Annotated in this window: 16 protein-coding genes; 14 read left to right on the forward strand and 2 right to left on the reverse strand. The window is 68.6% G+C overall.

All coding sequences use genetic code 11. The features are described 5' to 3' along the window. Positions 1-19 precede the first annotated feature (19 nt). From mtrB to AC5Y4D_RS09010, 4 genes are all read left to right on the forward strand, one after another. Positions 20-1,714 carry an MtrAB system histidine kinase MtrB gene (gene mtrB / locus AC5Y4D_RS08995; RefSeq protein ID WP_499941771.1) on the forward strand — a complete coding sequence of 565 codons (1,695 nt, stop codon included), beginning with the start codon at positions 20-22 and terminating at the stop codon, positions 1,712-1,714. After that, positions 1,714-3,471, forward strand: a complete 1,758-nt coding sequence (lpqB, locus tag AC5Y4D_RS09000; RefSeq protein ID WP_499941773.1) for an MtrAB system accessory lipoprotein LpqB — start codon at positions 1,714-1,716, stop codon at positions 3,469-3,471. Before mtrB ends, lpqB begins: the two co-directional genes overlap by 1 nt. 9 nt (positions 3,472-3,480) lie before the next feature. Next, entirely contained in the window at positions 3,481-4,299 is an 819-nt protein-coding gene (locus AC5Y4D_RS09005) for an LmeA family phospholipid-binding protein (protein WP_499992431.1), read from the forward strand. A 136-nt stretch (positions 4,300-4,435) separates the two neighbouring features. Continuing rightward, on the forward strand, positions 4,436-4,951 hold the full coding sequence (locus AC5Y4D_RS09010) for a hypothetical protein (RefSeq protein WP_499992432.1): 516 nt from the start codon (positions 4,436-4,438) through the stop codon (positions 4,949-4,951). A gap of 6 nt (positions 4,952-4,957) precedes the next feature. Here AC5Y4D_RS09010 and AC5Y4D_RS09015 read toward each other — a convergent pair whose 3' ends face one another. Next, on the reverse strand, positions 4,958-5,812 hold the full coding sequence (locus tag AC5Y4D_RS09015) for a L,D-transpeptidase (protein ID WP_499992433.1): 855 nt from the start codon (positions 5,810-5,812) through the stop codon (positions 4,958-4,960). A 152-nt stretch (positions 5,813-5,964) separates the two neighbouring features. Between AC5Y4D_RS09015 and AC5Y4D_RS09020 the strand changes: the two genes are divergently transcribed. The 6 genes from AC5Y4D_RS09020 to mddA all read left to right on the forward strand — a co-directional run bounded on the left by AC5Y4D_RS09020 (position 5,965) and on the right by mddA (position 14,176). Further along, positions 5,965-6,597: a ComF family protein gene (locus AC5Y4D_RS09020; RefSeq protein WP_499992434.1), complete on the forward strand. Its 633-nt coding sequence runs from the start codon at positions 5,965-5,967 to the stop codon at positions 6,595-6,597. Positions 6,598-6,884: 287 nt separating this feature from the next. Then, positions 6,885-7,583, forward strand: a complete 699-nt coding sequence (gene hpf, locus AC5Y4D_RS09025) for a ribosome hibernation-promoting factor, HPF/YfiA family (protein WP_499992435.1) — start codon at positions 6,885-6,887, stop codon at positions 7,581-7,583. Positions 7,584-7,681: 98 nt separating this feature from the next. After that, on the forward strand, positions 7,682-10,516 hold the full coding sequence (gene secA, locus AC5Y4D_RS09030; protein ID WP_499992436.1) for a preprotein translocase subunit SecA: 2,835 nt from the start codon (positions 7,682-7,684) through the stop codon (positions 10,514-10,516). 524 nt (positions 10,517-11,040) lie between these two features. Beyond that, complete coding sequence (locus tag AC5Y4D_RS09035) at positions 11,041-11,781, forward strand: hypothetical protein (protein WP_500036959.1); 741 nt, start codon at positions 11,041-11,043, stop codon at positions 11,779-11,781. 31 nt (positions 11,782-11,812) lie between these two features. Beyond that, positions 11,813-13,372: an HD domain-containing phosphohydrolase gene (locus AC5Y4D_RS09040; protein ID WP_500036960.1), complete on the forward strand. Its 1,560-nt coding sequence runs from the start codon at positions 11,813-11,815 to the stop codon at positions 13,370-13,372. Between the two features lie 54 nt (positions 13,373-13,426). Then, entirely contained in the window at positions 13,427-14,176 is a 750-nt protein-coding gene (mddA, locus tag AC5Y4D_RS09045) for a methanethiol S-methyltransferase (protein WP_500036961.1), read from the forward strand. A 2-nt stretch (positions 14,177-14,178) separates the two neighbouring features. Here the strand turns inward: mddA and AC5Y4D_RS09050 are convergent, their stop codons facing one another. Further along, on the reverse strand, positions 14,179-14,658 hold the full coding sequence (locus tag AC5Y4D_RS09050) for an Rv3235 family protein (RefSeq protein WP_500036962.1): 480 nt from the start codon (positions 14,656-14,658) through the stop codon (positions 14,179-14,181). A gap of 191 nt (positions 14,659-14,849) precedes the next feature. On the opposite strand from AC5Y4D_RS09050, the gene AC5Y4D_RS09055 reads away from it, so the two are divergent. The 4 genes from AC5Y4D_RS09055 to AC5Y4D_RS09070 all read left to right on the forward strand — a co-directional run bounded on the left by AC5Y4D_RS09055 (position 14,850) and on the right by AC5Y4D_RS09070 (position 18,874). Further along, positions 14,850-16,268 carry a WS/DGAT/MGAT family O-acyltransferase gene (locus tag AC5Y4D_RS09055; protein WP_500036963.1) on the forward strand — a complete coding sequence of 473 codons (1,419 nt, stop codon included), beginning with the start codon at positions 14,850-14,852 and terminating at the stop codon, positions 16,266-16,268. A 13-nt stretch (positions 16,269-16,281) separates the two neighbouring features. Continuing rightward, positions 16,282-17,145, forward strand: coding sequence for a polyphosphate kinase 2 (gene ppk2, locus AC5Y4D_RS09060; protein ID WP_499941795.1), 864 nt, complete (start codon positions 16,282-16,284; stop codon positions 17,143-17,145). Beyond that, a complete protein-coding gene (locus AC5Y4D_RS09065) occupies positions 17,142-17,654 on the forward strand; it encodes a DUF6912 family protein (protein WP_500036964.1) in 513 nt (170 codons plus the stop codon). Before ppk2 ends, AC5Y4D_RS09065 begins: the two co-directional genes overlap by 4 nt. Before the next feature lie 71 nt (positions 17,655-17,725). Then, positions 17,726-18,874 (forward strand): ferredoxin reductase, encoded by a 1,149-nt coding sequence (locus tag AC5Y4D_RS09070; protein WP_500036965.1) that lies wholly within the window; start codon positions 17,726-17,728, stop codon positions 18,872-18,874. Positions 18,875-18,952 lie beyond the last annotated feature (78 nt).

Here is an 18,952-nt window from a genome sequence, read left to right on the forward strand (position 1 = left end):
CTTGGAGAGCGCGGCGTAGGTGATCTGGCGCTCCCCGCGACGTAGTAGAGGCCGTTGGGGGCGTTCGGGACCCCTGCCCCGCGGTATGAGCGCGTTGAGTCGCGCCGTCGCCGTCGTCTGGCGTCGATCGCTGCAGCTGCGCGTGGTCGCCTTGACCATCGGTCTTTCGCTGGCGGTGATCCTGGCCCTGGGCTTCGTCCTCACCAGCCAGGTCACCAACCGGGTGCTCGACATCAAGGTCAAGGCCGCGATCGACCAGATCGAGCGGGCCCGCAACACCGTCACCGGGATCGTCAACGGCGAGGAAACCCGCTCCCTGGACAGCAGCCTGCAGCTGGCCCGCAACACGCTGACGTCCAAAACCGATCCGGCCTCCGGCGCCGGGCTGGCCGGCGCTTTCGACGCGGTGCTGATGGTGCCCGGCGACGGCCCGCGGGCCGCGTCCACCGCCGGGCCCGTCGATCAGGTGCCCAACGCGTTGCGCGGCTTCGTCAAGGCCGGTCAGGCCGCCTACCAGTACGCCACCGTGCAGACCGACGGCTTTTCCGGGCCAGCGCTGATCGTCGGGACGCCGACGTCGTCGCGGGTGGCCAACCTGGAGCTGTACCTGATCTTCCCGCTGGCCAACGAGCAGGCCACCATCTCGCTGGTGCGCAGCACGATGGCGACCGGCGGCGTCGTGCTGCTGGTACTGCTGGCCGGCATCGCACTGCTGGTCTCCCGTCAGGTGGTGAACCCGGTGCGCTCCGCGTCGCGGATCGCCGAGCGGTTCGCCGAAGGGCATCTGTCCGAGCGGATGCCGGTGCGCGGTGAGGACGACATGGCCCGGCTGGCGGTGTCGTTCAACGACATGGCCGAGAGCCTGTCCCGCCAGATCACCCAGCTCGAGGAGTTCGGCAACCTGCAACGCCGCTTCACCTCCGACGTCAGCCACGAACTGCGCACCCCGCTGACCACGGTGCGCATGGCTGCCGACCTGATCTACGACCACGCCGACGACCTGGACCCGACGCTGCGGCGCTCCACCGAGTTGATGGTCAACGAGCTCGACCGGTTCGAGAGCCTGCTCAACGACCTGCTGGAGATCTCCCGCCACGACGCCGGGGTGGCCGAGTTGTCCGTCGAGTCGGTCGATCTGCGCACCACCGTGAACAGCGCGTTGGGCAATGTCGGGCACCTGGCCGAGGACGCGGGCATCGAGTTGCTGGTGGACATGCCGACCGAGGAGGTGATCGCCGAGGTGGACGCGCGCCGGGTGGAACGCATCCTGCGCAACCTGATCGCCAACGCGATCGACCACGCCGAGCACAAGCCGGTGCGGATCCGGATGGCCGCCGACGAAGACACGGTCGCGGTCACCGTTCGCGACTACGGCGTCGGGTTGCGCCCCGGCGAGGAGAAGCTGGTGTTCAGCCGGTTCTGGCGCTCGGACCCGTCGCGGGTGCGCCGCTCCGGCGGCACCGGGCTGGGACTGGCGATCAGCATCGAGGACGCGCGGCTGCACCAGGGCCGGCTCGAGGCCTGGGGAGAGCCCGGCGAGGGCGCCTGCTTCCGGCTGACCCTGCCGTTGGTGCGCGGGCACAAGGTGACCACCAGTCCGCTGCCGATGAAACCGATCCCGCCCACCTCCGGGCAGCCCAGCCCCCAACCGTTGACCCCGACGGGCCCGCAACCGATCACCCGCCACCGCGAGCCCGCGGAGTGGAGCGTGTGATGCGTACGATCCTGGCCCTGCTGATGACCGCTGTGGTGCTGGCCGGATGCGCGAGCGTGCCCAGCTCCTCGGCCCCGCAGGCCATCGGCACCGTCGACCGCCCGGCGCCGTCGAACCTGCCCAAACCCACCCCGGGCATGGACCCCGACGTGTTGCTGCGCGAATTTCTCAAGGCCACCGCCGACCCGGCCAACCGGCACCTGGCGGCGCGCCAGTTCCTCACCCAGTCGGCCTCCAACGGCTGGGACGACGCCGGTAGCGCGCTGCTGATCGACCACGTCGTGTTCGTGGAAACCCGTGGCGCCGAACGGGTTTCGGCGACCATGCGGGCCGACATCCTGGGTTCACTGTCCGACGTCGGGGTCTTCGAGACCGCCGAGGGGCAGCTGCCGGACCCGGGCCCGATCGAACTGGTCAAGACCCCGGGAGGGTGGCGCATCGACAAGCTGCCCAACGGCGTCTTCCTGGACTGGCAACAGTTCCAGGCCACCTACAAACGCAACACGCTGTACTTCGCCGACCCCACCGGCAAGACGGTGGTGCCCGATCCGCGCTACGTGGCGGTCTCCGACCACGACCAGCTGGCCACCGAGCTGGTGTCCAAGCTGCTGGCCGGGCCGCGGCCGGAGATGGCGCACACGGTACGCAACCTGTTGGCGCCGCCGCTGCGGTTGCGCGGTCCGGTGACCCGCGCCGACGGCGGCAAGAACGGCATCGGCAAGGGTTACGGCGGCGCGCGCATCGACCTGGAGAAGCTGACCACCACCGACCCGCACAGCAGGGCATTGCTTGCCGCGCAGATCATCTGGACGCTGGCCCGCGCCGATATCCGCGGCCCGTACGTGATCAACGCCGACGGCGCCCCGCTCGACGACAGGTTCGCGCAGGGCTGGAACACCTCCGACGTCGCGGCCACCGACCCGGGGGTGGCCGACGGCGCCGGCGCGGGTCTGCACGCCTTGGTCAACGGGTCGTTGGTCGCGCTGGACGGACAGCAGGTCACCACGGTGCCCGGCGCGTTCGGGCGGATGGGCGACCAGACCGGGGCGGCGTTGTCGCGCAGTGGGCGGCAGGTGGCGTCGGTGGTGACGTTGCGCCGCGGCGCCCCGGACATGGCCGCGTCACTGTGGATCGGGGATCTCGGGGGTGAGGCGGTGCAGTCCGCCGACGGGCACAACCTGTCGCGGCCCAGCTGGTCACTGGACGACGCGGTGTGGGTGGTGGTCGACACCAACAACGTGCTGCGCGCGATCCAGGAACCGGCGTCGGGCCAGCCGGCGCGCATCCCGGTGGACTCCACCGCGGTGTCCAGCCGATTCCCGGGCCCGATCACCGACCTGCAGCTGTCCCGCGACGGCACCCGCGCGGCCATGGTGATCGGGGGACAGGTGATCCTGGCCGGTGTCGAGCAGACCCAGGCCGGCCAGTTCGCCCTGACCTATCCACGCCGGCTGGGCTTCGGTCTGGGTACCTCGGTGGTGTCGTTGTACTGGCGAACCGGCGACGACGTCGTCGTCACCCGCAACGACGCCACCCATCCGGTGTCCTACGTCAATCTCGACGGGGTGAACTCCGACGCCCCGTCCCGCGGCCTGCAGATCCCGTTGTTCGCGATCGCCGCGAACCCGTCCACGGTGTATGTGGGCGGCCCGCAGGGCGTGCTGATGTACTCGGCGTCGGCCGCTGAATCCCAGCAGGGCTGGTCGGAGGTGGCCGGCCTGATGATCGGGGGAGCGGCCCCGGTCTTACCGGGGTAATCACGGTAGATGCCGAAGGTTCCGTTCCTGCGTTGGGATGACCCGTTCCGCGCCCTGGAGGCGCTGGCGTCGCTGTGGTCGTCCACGGGGTTGCCGGCAGTGGGCGCGCAGGCCGCCGCCGTGCCCTACAAGACGTTGTTCGCCACGCTGCAGCAGCTACTCGTCGGCAAGGAACTGACGGTGCGCATCGGTGAGCACGACGTGGTGCTCACCGTGACCGAGCTGGAGTCCGACCTGGACCCGCAGGGTCTCCCCGTCGGTCAGCTGGGCGAGGTCCGGGTGGCCGCCCGCGACATCAAATGGGACGACAACCGGCTGCAGAGCGCCGTTGCCGTGCTGCACAACGTGCACATCCGGCCCGGGGTCCCGCCGATGGTGGTGGCGGCCCCGGCAAACCTGTCCTCCGAGCTCTCCGAAGAGGTCTTCGACGACGTGTTGCGCCAAGCGGCGCCGCAGTTGCGCAGTGAGTTGGGTGAGCACGGGACCGCGCGACTGCGCTGGGCGCGGCAACCGGCGCTGGGTGGTCTGGAGGTCGACGCCGACGTCACCGGGAACACGTTGTGGCTGCGCCCTCGTGCCGTCGTCGCCGGACACCGCAGGTGGAAGCTGCCGGTGCGGACCCCGTCCTACCGGGTGCCGTTGCCGGAACTGCCGCTCGGCCTGATGATCACCGGTGTCGAGCTGTCGCCGGACGGTCTGCGGGTGTCCGGACTACTGCCGGAATGGCGCATGGAGCTGCCGCTGCGGGCGCTGGAGGAGCTGATCACCCGGCTGAGCCAGGGCGCGCTGAGCTTCAGCTGGCCGTCGCTGTGGTGGGGTTCGGACTGATCGAAGTCACCGTTCGGCCAACCCGAGGTCACGGCACGGCGCGAGCTGCGTATCGGTTCGGCAACTGATGTTTGCCCAGGTCTGGGCGGTCGATACGGTTCGGGGACCATCGGGCACGAGCAAGGAGAAACAGGCATTGCGGAGCTTGGAGCGATTCAGCGTTGCGGTTGCGGTCAGCGCCGGGCTGTGCGGAGCCGCCTTGGCGCTGAGCCCGGACGGCTCGGCCACGCCGTTGCGGACCGGCGGTGCCGGGTGCGTCGACCAGCTGACGGGAGTGGTCCCCGCGGCGCCGATCGCGCCGATGGCCCTGCCCGGACCGGTGGCCGGGGCGGTCCCGGTGGTGCCGGTGGTGCCCGCCGCGCCCCCGGTCCTACCGCCGGTGCCGGTGGCGCCGGTGGTGCCCGCCGCGCCGATCGTGCCGGTCGCCGGGGCGGGCGCGCTGCCCGCCGACGGGGTGCCCGCCGCTCCGGTGACCAAAGCGGCCGGCACGGGCAAGGGTGCGCCGATGAGTGCGCCGCCGGCGCAGGCCGCCGCGCCCGTGGTGCTGCCCGGCCCGGCAGCGGAACCTCCGGCTGCGCCCATCCCCGCCACGCTGACCGGTTCGACCATGGCGGCCGCCGGTTGTGCGGCCATCCCCGGCCTGGCGCGCTAACGCGGGCTACGAAGGCGGCAGCTGACGCACCTTGTCGGCCTCCTTGTCTCCCGCTCTGCTCACCCCCTGTTCCACGATCACCGGGTCACCGACGTTGACCGTGTCGAAATACCACTCCGCGTCGGCGGGACTCAGGCTGATGCAACCGTGGCTGACGTTCTCCAGGCCCATCGCCGGAACCGCCCACGGAGCCGAGTGCACGAACAGCCCCCGGTTGGTGATGCGCACCGCGTAGTCCACCTTGAGCTGGTAGCCGTCCGGGTCGTCGACGGGGATGCCCACCGAACTCGAATCCATGATCACCGAGCGCTCTTTGGCGAGCACGCTGTAGGTGCCCACCGGGGTCGCGAACTCCGGCCGGCCCATCGACGCCGGCAGCACCCCTTCCTCACCGAAGTGCGGCCGGTGGTGCGGCGCCGGCCGCGGGCCCGCCGCTGCGTCGTCGATGCGCACGGTGAACGTGTGATTGGTGATGTCGGCCACGCCGACGACCTTCGGGCCGGTCTGGAACTCGGTGCGCAGGCCGCCCACCGACAGCATCACGGTGCTGTGGGCCGGCCAGTAGCGGTCCGGAACCCATTGCACGACGTTGCGGTCGAGCCACTCGAACCTGCCGGACATCGCCGGCACCGACTTCACCTCGATGGCACGCTCGGTCGCCTGCCGGTCGGTGACGGGACCGCCGAACGTCACCACCAGGGGATGCGCGACACCCACCACCGCCCCGCGCGCGGGTAGCACCGAGGCGATGTCGAGGTGGGCCTGCTCGTGCACTGCCGTCAGCGTCACGCCGGCTTGCCCGGTGCACACCGTCGCGGTGATCCCGAGGATCACGACCAGTGACCGTATTGCCGCCCGCATCGTGCTCTCCCAACATTCGAGTCTGTCGTCGCTCGGATCGTAGGGCGCGCCGCAACGGCGAATAGGTAAGCGCGCGTGCGCTTTCGGTCAGGGTTTGATTACAGCTCGGTCTCCGGTCGGGACATGTCAGACCCGGTGGCCAGACTGGCGTGGTGCTCGACCTCGTGTTGCCGCTGGAGTGCGGCGGCTGCGCAGCGCCCGGGACGCGCTGGTGTGCGGCGTGCGCCCGCGAGCTGTCGGTGGCCGCCGGGGAACCGCAGCTGGTCAGTCGGCGGGTGGATCCCGACGTGCCGATCTTCTCGCTGGGCCGCTACGCCGGCGCGCGGCGGCAGGCGATCCTCGCGCTCAAGGAGCGAGGCCGGGGTGACCTCGTCGCGCCGTTGGCGTACGCACTGGCCGTGGGGGTGCACCGGTTGCTGGTCTGGGGGATGGTCGGCACGCCGTTGACGCTGGTGCCCGCCCCGACCCGGTGGTCTGCGGCGCGGCGGCGCGGCGGCGATCCCGTCGCGCGGGTGGCCAGGGCCGCCGTCGCCGGCAATCCCGACATCCACGTCGTCACGGCACTGCGGATGCGGGCACTGGTGCGCGACTCGGTGGGCCTGGGCACCTCGGCGCGCGAACGCAACGTGGCCGGGCGGGTGCTGTTGCGCGCTCCGGTGCCGCGCGGTGAGGTGCTGGTCGTCGACGACGTCGTCACCACCGGCGCAACGGCCGCCGAATCGGTCCGCGTGCTGCAGGCCGCGGGCGTCGTGGTGGCAGGGGTGCTGACGCTGGCGGCAGCGTGAGCGGTAGCGGCGAGCGGTGAATTCAAAGAACTCGCAACAGGTTTGCGAATTGAGTGGCACGGTGAGGCGAACACGGGCTAACGTCGGAAGCAGATTCGACGACTTACGTCGCGATATTGCCCGAGTTCCGCGGTACCCGCGGTAGGAGGTGAGTATTCGATCTCTTGCTCCGGCGGGCAGCCTGCGACGGTGGCTTCCACAGACCCGTTCTTACCCCGTCGGCGCGTATTGCCATTGCCGGGCACGCATGGTGCGTGTGACGTGAAAAGAGAAACGAGTTGTCAACAATGTCAAGGCTTTCCGTTGATTCCCAGCAAGTGCTAGACACGGTGGACTCTGCAGGAACCGAAGACCAGACCGAACCGACGGCCGGCGCGGATATCGTGTTCAAGGGCCGCAACGTCGAGATCCCCGACCACTTCCGGGTCTACGTCTCACAGAAGCTCGCCCGTTGCGAGCGGTTCGACAAGACCATTTACCTTTTCGACGTCGAACTCGACCACGAACGCAATCGCCGTCAGCGCAAGGCCTGTCAACGCGTCGAGATCACCGCCCGCGGTCGCGGTCCGGTGGTCCGCGGCGAGGCCTGCGCCGACAGTTTCTACGCCGCACTGGAATCGGCCGTCGTCAAACTCGAGAGCCGGCTGCGCAGAGGCAAGGACCGCCGCAAGGTGCACTACGGCGACAAAACCCCGGTGTCGCTGGCCGAGGCCACCGCGGTGGTACCGCCGGAGAACGCGTTCAGCGCCGCGCCGACCGAGGCGCACGATCACGACGGTGTCGAGCCGGAACAGCACGACCACGCACCCGGACGGGTGGTGCGCACCAAGGACCACCCGGCCAAACCGATGTCGGTCGACGACGCGCTCTACGAGATGGAGCTGGTCGGGCACGACTTCTTCCTGTTTCTGGACAAGGAGACCGACCAGGCGTCCGTGGTGTACCGCCGGCGCGGCTACGACTACGGGTTGATCCGCTTGGCTTGAGGACCGGGGTCCGGCAGCGGGGCTTCACCTACGATGGGGATCGCTCGTAAAGAAGAAGACTCCTATCTACAGGGGAACACCCCAAAGGGGACAACACTGTGCTGTCGAGATTGCTGCGCCTCGGTGAAGGTCGCATGGTCAAGCGCCTCCAGAAGGTGGCCGACTATGTCAACACGTTGTCCGACGACGTCGAGAAACTCAGCGATGCCGAGCTCAAGGCCAAGACCGACGAGTTCAGGAAGCGCCTGAAAGAGGGCGAAGACCTCGAGGACCTGCTGCCCGAAGCGTTCGCCGTGGCCCGCGAGGCCGCCTGGCGGGTGCTCGACCAACGCCCGTTCGACGTGCAGGTCATGGGCGCGGCCGCCCTGCACCTGGGCAACGTCGCCGAGATGAAGACCGGTGAGGGCAAGACGCTGACCTGTGTGTTGCCGGCCTATCTCAACGCGCTCGCCGGCAAGGGCGTGCACGTCGTCACCGTCAACGACTACCTGGCCAAACGTGACAGCGAGTGGATGGGCCGGGTGCACCGCTTCCTGGGCCTGGAGGTCGGGGTGATTCTCGCGCAGATGACGCCCGAGGAGCGCCGCGTCGCCTACGGCGCCGACATCACCTACGGCACCAACAACGAGTTCGGCTTCGACTACCTGCGCGACAACATGGCGCATTCGCTGGACGATCTGGTGCAGCGCGGCCACAACTTCGCCATCGTCGACGAGGTCGACTCCATCCTGATCGACGAGGCCCGCACCCCGCTGATCATTTCCGGTCCGGCCGACGGCGCGTCCAACTGGTACACCGAGTTCGCCCGGATCGCGCCGTTGATGGAAAAGGACGTCCACTACGAGGTCGACCTGCGCAAACGCACCGTCGGCGTACACGAGAAGGGTGTGGAGTTCGTCGAGGACCAGCTCGGCATCGACAATCTGTACGAGGCCGCCAACTCGCCGCTGGTCAGCTACCTCAACAACGCGCTGAAGGCCAAGGAGCTGTTCAACCGCGACAAGGACTACATCGTCCGCGACGGCGAGGTGCTGATCGTCGACGAGTTCACCGGCCGGGTGCTGCTCGGCCGCCGCTACAACGAGGGCATGCACCAGGCCATCGAGGCCAAAGAGCACGTCGAGATCAAGGCCGAGAACCAGACGCTGGCCACCATCACCCTGCAGAACTACTTCCGGCTCTACGACAAGCTCGCCGGAATGACCGGCACCGCCCAGACCGAGGCGGCCGAGCTGCACGAGATCTACAAGCTGGGAGTGGTGTCGATCCCCACCAACAGGCCGATGGTCCGCACCGACCAGGGCGACCTGATCTACAAGACCGAAGAGGCCAAGTACATCGCGGTGGTCGACGACGTCTCCGAACGCTACGAGAAGGGCCAGCCGGTCCTGATCGGCACCACCAGCGTGGAGCGCTCGGAATACCTGTCCCGGCAGTTCACCAAGCGCCGGATCCCGCACAACGTGCTCAACGCCAAGTACCACGAGCAGGAGGCCGGCATCATCGCCGAGGCCGGCCGGCGCGGCGGCATCACCGTGGCCACCAACATGGCCGGCCGTGGCACCGACATCGTGCTCGGCGGCAACGTCGACTTCCTCACCGACAAGCGGCTGCGGGAGCGCGGCCTGGATCCGGTGGAGACGGCCGACGAGTACGAGGCGGCCTGGCACGAGGAACTGCCCAAGGTCAAGGACGAGGCCGCGGCGGAGGCCGAGGAAGTCGTCGAGGCCGGCGGGCTGTACGTGCTGGGCACCGAACGCCACGAGTCGCGGCGTATCGACAACCAGTTGCGGGGTCGCTCCGGACGGCAGGGTGACCCGGGGGAGTCGCGGTTCTACCTGTCGCTGGGCGACGAGCTGATGCGGCGGTTCAACGGGGCCGCGCTGGAGTCGATGCTCAACCGGCTGAACCTGCCCGACGACGTGCCGATCGAAGCCAAGATGGTCACCCGGGCGATCAAGAGCGCCCAGACCCAGGTCGAGCAGCAGAACTTCGAGATGCGCAAGAACGTCCTGAAGTACGACGAGGTGATGAACCAGCAGCGCAAGGTCATCTACGCCGAGCGCCGCCGGATCCTGGAGGGCGAGAACCTGGCCGAGCAGGCCAAGGAGATGCTGACCGACGTCATCACCGCCTACGTCGACGGCGCGACCAGCGAAGGCTACGCCGAGGACTGGGACCTGGACGCGCTGTGGACCGCGCTGAAGACGCTGTACCCGGTCGGCATCAGCCACGAGTCGCTCATCCACCACGACGAGGACTCCGAGCGCGACGACCTGACCCGCGAGGAATTGCTCGAGGCGCTCCTCGAGGACGCTGAAAAGTCTTACGCTGCAAGGGAAGCCGAACTGGAAGGCATTGCCGGCGAGGGCGCGATGCGCCAGCTGGAGCGCAACGTGCTGCTCAACGTGATCGACCGTAAGTGGCGCGAGCACCTCTACGAGATGGACTACCTCAAAGAGGGCATCGGGTTGCGGGCGATGGCCCAGCGCGACCCGCTGGTCGAGTATCAGCGCGAGGGCTACGACATGTTCATGGCCATGCTCGACGGCATGAAGGAGGAGTCGGTCGGCTTCCTGTTCAACGTCAGCGTGGAGGCGGTCCCGGCCCCGCAGGTCGAACTCGCCCCGGTCGAGACGCCCGAAGGTTTGGCGGAGCTGGATGCCGACGACAAGCCCGATACTCCGGCGCCCCAGCCGGCCCTCAAGGAGCCGGTCAGTACGTTGCGGGCCAAGGGAATCGACAACGAGGCTCCCGCGCTGACCTACACCGGACCGTCGGAGGACGGTTCGGCGCAGGTGCAGCGCAACGGCGGGGCGGCGGCCAAGACGTCGGCCGGTGCGGCGGCGGGAGGCACTCGCCGGGAGCGGCGTGCGGCGGCGCGGCAGCAGGGGCGCGGCGCCAAGCCGCCGAAGTCGGTCAAGAAGCGCTAGCGGCTGCGCCTGCCGCCACCGGGTGTGCGGCTGTTCGCGCGTTGGCGAGGCGCTCGCCCGTCGTCGTTGCGGTCACGCTGGCGTGACGCTCGGCGCTCGGCGCCACGCTAGCGTGACGCTCGGCGAGCTCTGCTGCCGGCGGGTGTGCAGCCAGCCGCGCACTGGGCGTCGAGGGCGCGGCAGGCCGCGCATTCGCGAGGCGCTCGCCCGTGGGTCTTGCGCCACGCTGGCGTGACGCTCGGCGCTCGGCGCCACGCTAGCGTGACGCTCGGCGAGCTCTGCTGCCGGCGGGTGTGCAGCCAGCCGCGCACTGGGCGTCGAGGGCGCGGCAGGCCGCGCATTGGCGAGGCGCTCGCCCGTCGTCGTAGCGGTCACGCTCGCCCGTCGTCGTTGCGGTCACGCTAGCGTGACGCTCGGCGCTCGGCGCCACGCTAGCGTGACGCTCGGCGCGTCCACCAGCGCTCGAGCAAGTTGAGGCAGTCGCCTCATGTGTCGCGACGGCCCACGCGCGCACCCTGCTACCCATGACGCACACACCCTTCGACGCCGCCACGGCCGTCCTGCAAAACCCGACCCTGCCCGACGGAGACGACGAGCGATTCGTCGGCTTCGGAGTGATGGGCCTGCCATTCGCCAGCGGCCACTACCTGGCGCTGCGGCACTTCCCCAAAGCGACGTTCGCCCCGGCATACAAGTCGGTCTGGCATCGCGACCCCGCCGGCATCTGGACCTTCTACGCGACGACGTGCGGTGCGCAGAGCTGCGCGCGCTACTTCAGCTCGGCGACCCCGCAGGACGCGGTCCAGTGCGACATCACCGTCGAATGGCTCAGCCCCTGGTCGTTGCACGTCGGCATCCCCGGACTGCTGGAGTGGCAACTCGACATCCGCTCCACGCTGTCGACGCGGCTGATGAGCGGCGTCGGCTCCCGGCTGCCGGACGGCACCTGGACGAACCGGCCGGCTTTGGGTGCGTTGAGCCGGGCGGCCGGTCTGGCGCTGGGCGCCGGCCAGGTGCGGCTGGCCGGCACCGCGCCCAACGGGCAACGATTCATGATCGCCCCGCGACAGCTGTGGGCGGTGTCGCGATCCCACGCCGTCCTGCAGGGCACCGACCTCGGCCCGGTGGGCCCGTTGCCAACTCAGGCGCGCCTGGCCGGTTTCCGGCCGCCGCAGCGGGGCCTGTTCGTCGTCGGCTCCGGGCACTTCGAACGCTTCGACGCCGACCGCCACCACGCCGTGCGGCGCACTGTCTCGATCGACTGACGCGCCCACAATACGAGCCCACAATAGGAGCATGGTGCCCGCCACCGACCCGTCGTCGCTGCCGACCCGCGCCGAGTTGCTCGCGGCGTTGTCGGTGGCGATCGACCTCGGCCTGGGTCAGCCCGCCGAACACATGCTGCGGGCCGCCCTGATCGCCACCCGCCTCGCCGACAGACTGGGCCTGCCCGCGCAACAACGCGACAGCGCCTACTACACCACGCTGATCATGTGGATCGGCTGTCACGCCGACTCCCACGAGTACGCGCAGTGGTTCGGCGACGACATCGGTGTGCGCCATGACTCCTACCTGGTCGACTGGTCCGGCCTGCCCTATATGCGTTTCCTGATCGGCAACATCGGCCGCGGCCAGCCGCTGCTGCAGCGGGTCAGCATGATGGCGACACTGCTGGTCAACGCCCGCGGTCAGATATCGCGAATGATCCACTCGCACTGCGCATCCGCGGCGCTGCTGGCCGACCGGCTCGGTCTGGGTGCCGACGTGCAGACGGCCTTGGCGTGCGCGTTCGAACGCTACGACGGCGACGGCCTGCCGACCGGCGCCCGCGGCGACGGAATCCCGATCCAGATGCGCGTCGCCCAGGTCGCGGAGATGGCCGAGGTGCACCATCGCACCTACGGCGTCCAGGGTGCGGTGGCGATGGTGCGGGCACGTCGCGGCGGCCAGTTCGATCCGCAGGTCGCCGACATGTTCCTGCAACACGCCGAGGAGATCCTGGACGGTCCGCCCACCGGGGACGTGTGGGAGACGGCGTTGCGGGCGGCGCCGGACCGTCATCACCGGCTCGACGACCAGACGTTGGACACGTTGCTGGTCGCACTGGGTGACTTCGTCGACCTCAAATGTCCCTTCACGCTGGGGCATTCGCGGGCGGTGGCGCGGCTGGCCGGGGACGCCGCCGTCGCCGCCGGTCTCGATGACGACGCGGTGACGCTGACCCGCCGTGCCGGTCACGTCCACGACGTGGGCCGCATCGGGGTCTCGAATCAACTCTGGTCGCGCCCGGGTTCCCTGACCTCGGCCGAGTTCGAGCGAGTCCGGCTGCATCCGTACTTCACCGTGCGGATCCTCAACCAGGTGCCCGGGCTGCGGCAGCTGGCCGAGGTCGCCGGCAATCACCACGAATGCCTGGACGGCTCGGGGTACCCCCGCGGTCTGCCCGGCAGCGCGCTGGGCCCGCCCGACCGTATCCTCGCCGCCGCCGTCAGCTACCAATCTGCTTGCGAGCCAAGGCCTTACCGCAAGGAGATGTCGCCGGACTCGGCGGCCCGGCGGCTGCACGGACGGGTGCAGACCGGTGAGCTCGACCCAGCCGCCGTCGAGGCGGTGTTACACGCCGCGGGGCATCGCGCGCAACGGCCGCAGTTGCGCCCGGACGGCCTCACCCCACGCGAGGTCGAAGTGCTGTGCCTGGTCGCGCGCGGATCCTCCAACAAGGAGATCGCGGCGGAACTGGTGATCAGCGAGAAGACGGCGCGCAACCACGTCGAGCGCACCTACGCCAAGATCGGTGTGTCCAACCGCATCGGCGCCAGCATGTATGCGTTGCGGCACGGATTGGTGAACTCGTAATAGATGGGGCAACCGCCTCATGCGCCGCGGCCCCATCCGGCACACACTCGGGTTATGAAGCGATACTTGACAATTGGTTACGGCACGCTCAGTTATCTGATCTTTCTGGGCGCTTTCGGTTACGCGGTCGTCTTCGTCGGCGCAATCCTGGTGCCGCGCAACGTCGATCACGGAATCGCTGCGCCCACGGGACAGGCGCTGGCAATAAATGTGGCGCTGCTGGGCGTCTTCGGCGTCCAGCACAGCGTGATGGCGCGGCCGGCATTCAAACGGTGGTGGACGCGCTGGGTGCCGCCGTCGATCGAGCGCAGCACGTACGTGTTGCTGGCCAGTGCGGCCCTGGTGCTGTTGTTCTGGCAGTGGCGCACCCTGCCGGCGCTGGTGTGGGACGTGCGCTCACCGGCCGTGCGGTTGCTGCTGTGGTCGTTGTTCTGGCTGGGATGGGCACTGGTGTTGGCCTCGACCTTCATGATCAACCATTTCGACCTGTTCGGGTTGCGGCAGGTGTATCTGGCCTGGCGCGGAAAGCCTTACACCGAACTGGGTTTCCGCACCCATCTGCTTTACCGGCTGGTGCGACACCCGATCATGCTCGGATTCCTGGTCGCCTTCTGGGCGACGCCGACGATGACGGCCGGGCACCTGGTCTTCGCGATCGGCACCACCGCCTACATCCTGGTGGCGCTGCAACTGGAGGAGCGTGACCTGGTGGCCGCGCTGGGGGAGCAGTACCGTGACTACCGGCGTCGCGTGCCGATGCTGATCCCGCGCCCCGCTCACACCGAAACTGTTGTCCCGCAATAGGTTCAGCCGATGTGCAGCGCGACCACCAGCCAGCGGCCCGGTGTGGGCAGCTGTTCCACCCGGCAGGCGATCGCGTGCACCCGGTTTCCCCGGCTGTAGGTGCCGAACACCTCGGCGCTGGTGTCGCGTGAAGCGCTCGGCTGCAGCCGCATTCTGCGCAGTACCGCCGCACCGGACTGCCCGGCGATCCCTCCGCTCACTGCCAGGACGGAGTCGACGAGCTCCGGTGCCAACACCGTGCCCAGCTGGACGGCGGGGCGACGGCGGTCGATGACTTCCAGCACGCGACGCAACGCAGCGTCGGCGAACATGGCCGCCTGACGCATCTGCGGGGACAGCGGCGTGGCGTCCGGTTGGCTGTGCGGGCGGGGACGGGCGGGGCGCATTGAGGCGTGCGATGATGATGCGCGCCGCGGGAGGTTGCGCGTCGGGGGTTCGTACTCGATTACCGGCGTGACGGCGACAGTGGGCAACGGGCACACTCCAACTCGAACGGCAGACGAGCAGAGAGTGTCAGACAATCGGTGTCTTGGGTATTCAGTCGTCGGCCCTCATCCACAACACCGGCAGCGCGCACCCGGACAGTCGCGCACACCCGTTGGTCGATACCGTGGCCGAGAGGTGTGTCCGATTTGCGAAATGCACGTCGACTCGAGCAGGGGGAGGTGGCCGTATGGTGACCAGGTTGTCCCCAGCCGACGCGTCCTTCTATCGGCGGGAGAACACCGCCACCCCGATGTACGTCGGCTCGCTGGCGATACTGCGCCGGCCCCGGTCCGGGCTCAGTTACGAGAAGTTGCTGGCCACCGTCGAACAACGGTTGCCGCAGATTCCGCGCTACCGCCAGAAGGTTCGCGAAGTCAAGGCCGGCATAGCCCGCCCGGTGTGGATCGACGACCGCGACTTCGACATCACCTATCACGTCCGGCGCTCGGCGCTACCGTCGCCGGGCAGTGACGAACAACTACACGAACTGATCGCGCGGCTGGCCGCCCGGCCGTTGGACAAGTCGCGGCCGCTGTGGGAGATGTACCTGGTCGAAGGGTTGGCCAAGAACCGGATCGCGCTCTACACCAAGTCGCATCAGGCCTTGATCAACGGCATGAGCGCGCTGGAGATCAATCACGTCATCGCCGATCGCAGCCGGCGGGCGCCGCCGTTCCCCGAGGACATCTGGATCCCCGAACGCGACCCGGGCACCACCCGGTTGGTGCTCGGGGCGATCGGCGACTGGATCGTCGGGCCCGGCGCCCAGTTGCAGGCCGTCGGGTCCGCGGTCGCGGGACTGATGACCAACTCGGCTCAGGTCGTCGATGCCGCCCGCCGCGTCGTCGACGTCGCACGCACCGTGGCGCGGGGCACCGCACCCAGCAGTCCGCTCAACGCCACCGTGTCCCGCAACAGGCGGTTCACCGTCGCGCGCGGCAAACTCGACGACTACCGCAGCGTGCGGGCGCGGTATGACTGCGACATCAACGACGTGGTGCTGGCGGTGATCGCCGGCGCGCTGAGCAACTGGCTGCTGTCGCGCGGCGAGGCCGTGCCCCAGACGGCGGTGGTGCGCGCGATGGCACCGCTGTCGGTCTACCCCGATGACCAGCTCGATCCCTCCGGACCGGGTCAGGCGATGAGCGAGGTGACGCCGTTCCTGGTGGACCTGCCGGTCGGGGAGGGCAATGCGGTGGTCCGGTTGTCCCAGATCGCCCATGCCACCGAGTCGAATCCGACGGCGTCCAGCCTGGTGGACGCCAGAACCATCGTCACGTTGTCCGGTTTCGCGCCGCCGACACTGCACGCGATGGGCATCCGGGTGGCGACCAGCTTTCCGACGCTGTCCCGCCAGCCGTTCAACCTGCTGATCACCAATGCCCCCGGCGCGCAATCGCAGATGTACGTCGCCGGCACCAAGTTGCTCGAGACCTACGCCGTGCCGCCGTTGCTGCACAACCAGGCGTTGGCCATCAGCGTCACGTCCTACAACGGCACGCTTTATTTCGGGGTCAATGCCGACCGCGACGCGATGAGCGACGTGGACCTGCTGCCGGGGTTGTTGCAGCAATCGCTGGACGAGTTGCTGGGAGCTTCGCGCTAGTAACATCCGTTGGGTGAGCACCCCGAGCAAGGCCGGCGCGCCGGCGAAGGCGAAGAAGAAGAAGTCGACCGCGCCGGATGTACGCAAGATCCCCAACGGCCTCTACGAAGCCGAATTGTTCAGGCTGCAAACGGAATTCGTGAAACTGCAGGAATGGGTGCGGCATACCGGTGCGCGGCTGGTGGTGATCTTCGAGGGTCGAGACGCGGCGGGCAAGGGCGGTGCCATCAAGCGGATCACCGAGTACCTCAGTCCCCGCATCGCCCATGTCGCGGCGTTGCCGGTGCCGACCGGCCGCGAACGTGGACAGTGGTACTACCAGCGCTACATCGCTCATCTGCCGACCAAGGGCGAGATCGTGCTGTTCGACCGGTCCTGGTACAACCGCGCCGGCATCGAGAAAGTGATGGGATTCTGCACGCCCCAGGAATATGCGCTGTTCTTGCGTCAGACCCCGCTCTTCGAGCAGATGCTGATCGACGACGGGATCCTGCTGCGCAAGTACTGGTTCTCGGTGTCCGACGCCGAGCAGTTGCGCCGTTTCAAGGCGCGGCTCAATGATCCTGTGCGGCAATGGAAGTTGAGTCCGATGGATCTGGAGTCGGTGTACCGGTGGGAGGATTACTCGCGCGCCAAGGACGAGATGATGGTGCACACAGACACCCCGGTCAGCCCCTGGTACGTCGTGGAATCCGACATCAAGAAGCACGCGCGGTTGAACATGATGGCCCACTTGCTCTCCACCGTCGACTACACCGAGGTGGAGATCCCGAAGGTCAAGTTGCCCGCCCGCCCGGTCATCACCGGCAACTACCAGCGCCCGGCTCGTGAACTGCAGAAGTACGTCACCGATCACGTCGCGACGTTGATGCCATGACCCAGGTCTACATCCCGGCGACCCTGGCCATGCTGCAGCAACTCGTCGCCGAGGGTTCGTGGCGTCCGGTCAACGGAACCGCGTTCGCGGTGACGCCGGCCCTGCGGGAGTCCTACGCCGAGGGCGACGACGACGAGCTCGCCGAGGTGGCGCTGAGCGAGGCGGCGTTGGCGTCGTTGCGGTTGCTGGCCGACGAAGACGCGGGTTCGCTGCCGCGGCGCCGGGTGGTGTTGGCCGTCGAGGTGGACCTGGACGGCGAAGGGGCGGCCTACCGGCCCGATCTGGACGACGCCGTGGTCCGGATCGCCGGCCCGGTGCAGCTGGACCGGGTGATCGCGGCGTACGTGGACAACGCGGCCGCCGAGCCGGCGGTGACGGCGGCGATCGAGGTCATCGACGCCGCGGACCTGGGCGACGAGGATGCCGAACTGACCGTCGGCGACGCCCAGGATCACGATCTGGCCTGGTACGCCAACCAGGAACTGCCGTTCCTGCTCGAGTTCCTGTGACGCCTCGCTGGCTACGGAACCGTAACTTACGGTACCGTAGGTTGGGTGAGCCGGGACCGCAGGACCTTTTCATGAGCACCAAACATGCGGCGCTGTCCGCCCGGGTGGTCAACACCAGTCGTCCAACGGTCGCCGGAGCAGACAAGCATCCCGGCTGGCACGCGCTGCGCAACCTCGCCGCACGGATCACCACCCCGCTGCTGCCCGACGACTATCTGCATCTGGCCAATCCGCTGTGGTCGGCCCGCGAGCTGCGCGGCCGCGTCCTGGCGGTACACCGGGAGACCGAGGACTCCGCCACGCTGGTGATCCAGCCGGGCTGGGGCTTCAGTTTCGACTACCAGCCCGGCCAGTACATCGGCATCGGCCTGTTGGTCGACGGTCGCTGGCGCTGGCGCTCGTATTCGCTCACGTCGACTCCCGCCGCTACCGGCTCGAGTTCCCGACGAACCATCACCATCACCGTCAAGGCCATGCCGGAGGGCTTCCTGTCCACCCACCTGGTGGCCGGTGTCGAGCCGGGCACCATCGTGCGGCTGGCCGCGCCGCAGGGCGAATTCGTGCTTCCGGACCCGGCGCCGTCGTCGATCTTGTTCCTCACCGCGGGATCGGGGATCACGCCGGTGATGTCGATGCTGCGAACGTTGGCCCGCCGCAACCAGATTGGTGACATCGCGCACCTGCACTCAGCACCCAACCGATCCGGCGTGATGTTCGGCGCCGAGCTCGCTGCGCTGGCCGAAGAGCATGCTGGCTATCGACTGTCGGTGCGCGAGACGCGCGTGCGGGGCCGACTGGACCTGTCCCGCCTCGACGACGAAGTGCCGGACTGGCGGGAACGCCATACCTGGGCATGTGGACCGGAAAGCATGCTCAACCAGGCCGAGAAGGTCTGGTCGGCGGCGGCGGTCGGGGATCGGCTGCACCTGGAGCGCTTCGCGGTGTCCAAAGCCGCCCCGGCGGGTGCGGGCGGGACGGTGACGTTCGCTCGCAGCGGCAAGAGCGTCGCCGCCGATGCCGCGACGTCGGTGATGGACGCCGGAGAAAACGCCGGCGTGCAGATGCCGTTCGGCTGCCGAATGGGTATATGCCAATCATGCGTGGTGGAACTGGTCGACGGGCACGTCCGTGACCTGCGCACCGGACGCGAGCACGACCCGGGGTCGCGAGTGCAGACCTGTGTGTCGGCCGCTTCCGGCGACTGCGTGGTCGACATCTAGAGTTACCGGCAGGTAACCTACGGTTACGTAGCTTACGATAACGTAGGTCCGGGTCCGCCAGCACGAAACGAAACGACG

Source organism: Mycobacterium sp. NGS67, from assembly GCF_059812185.1.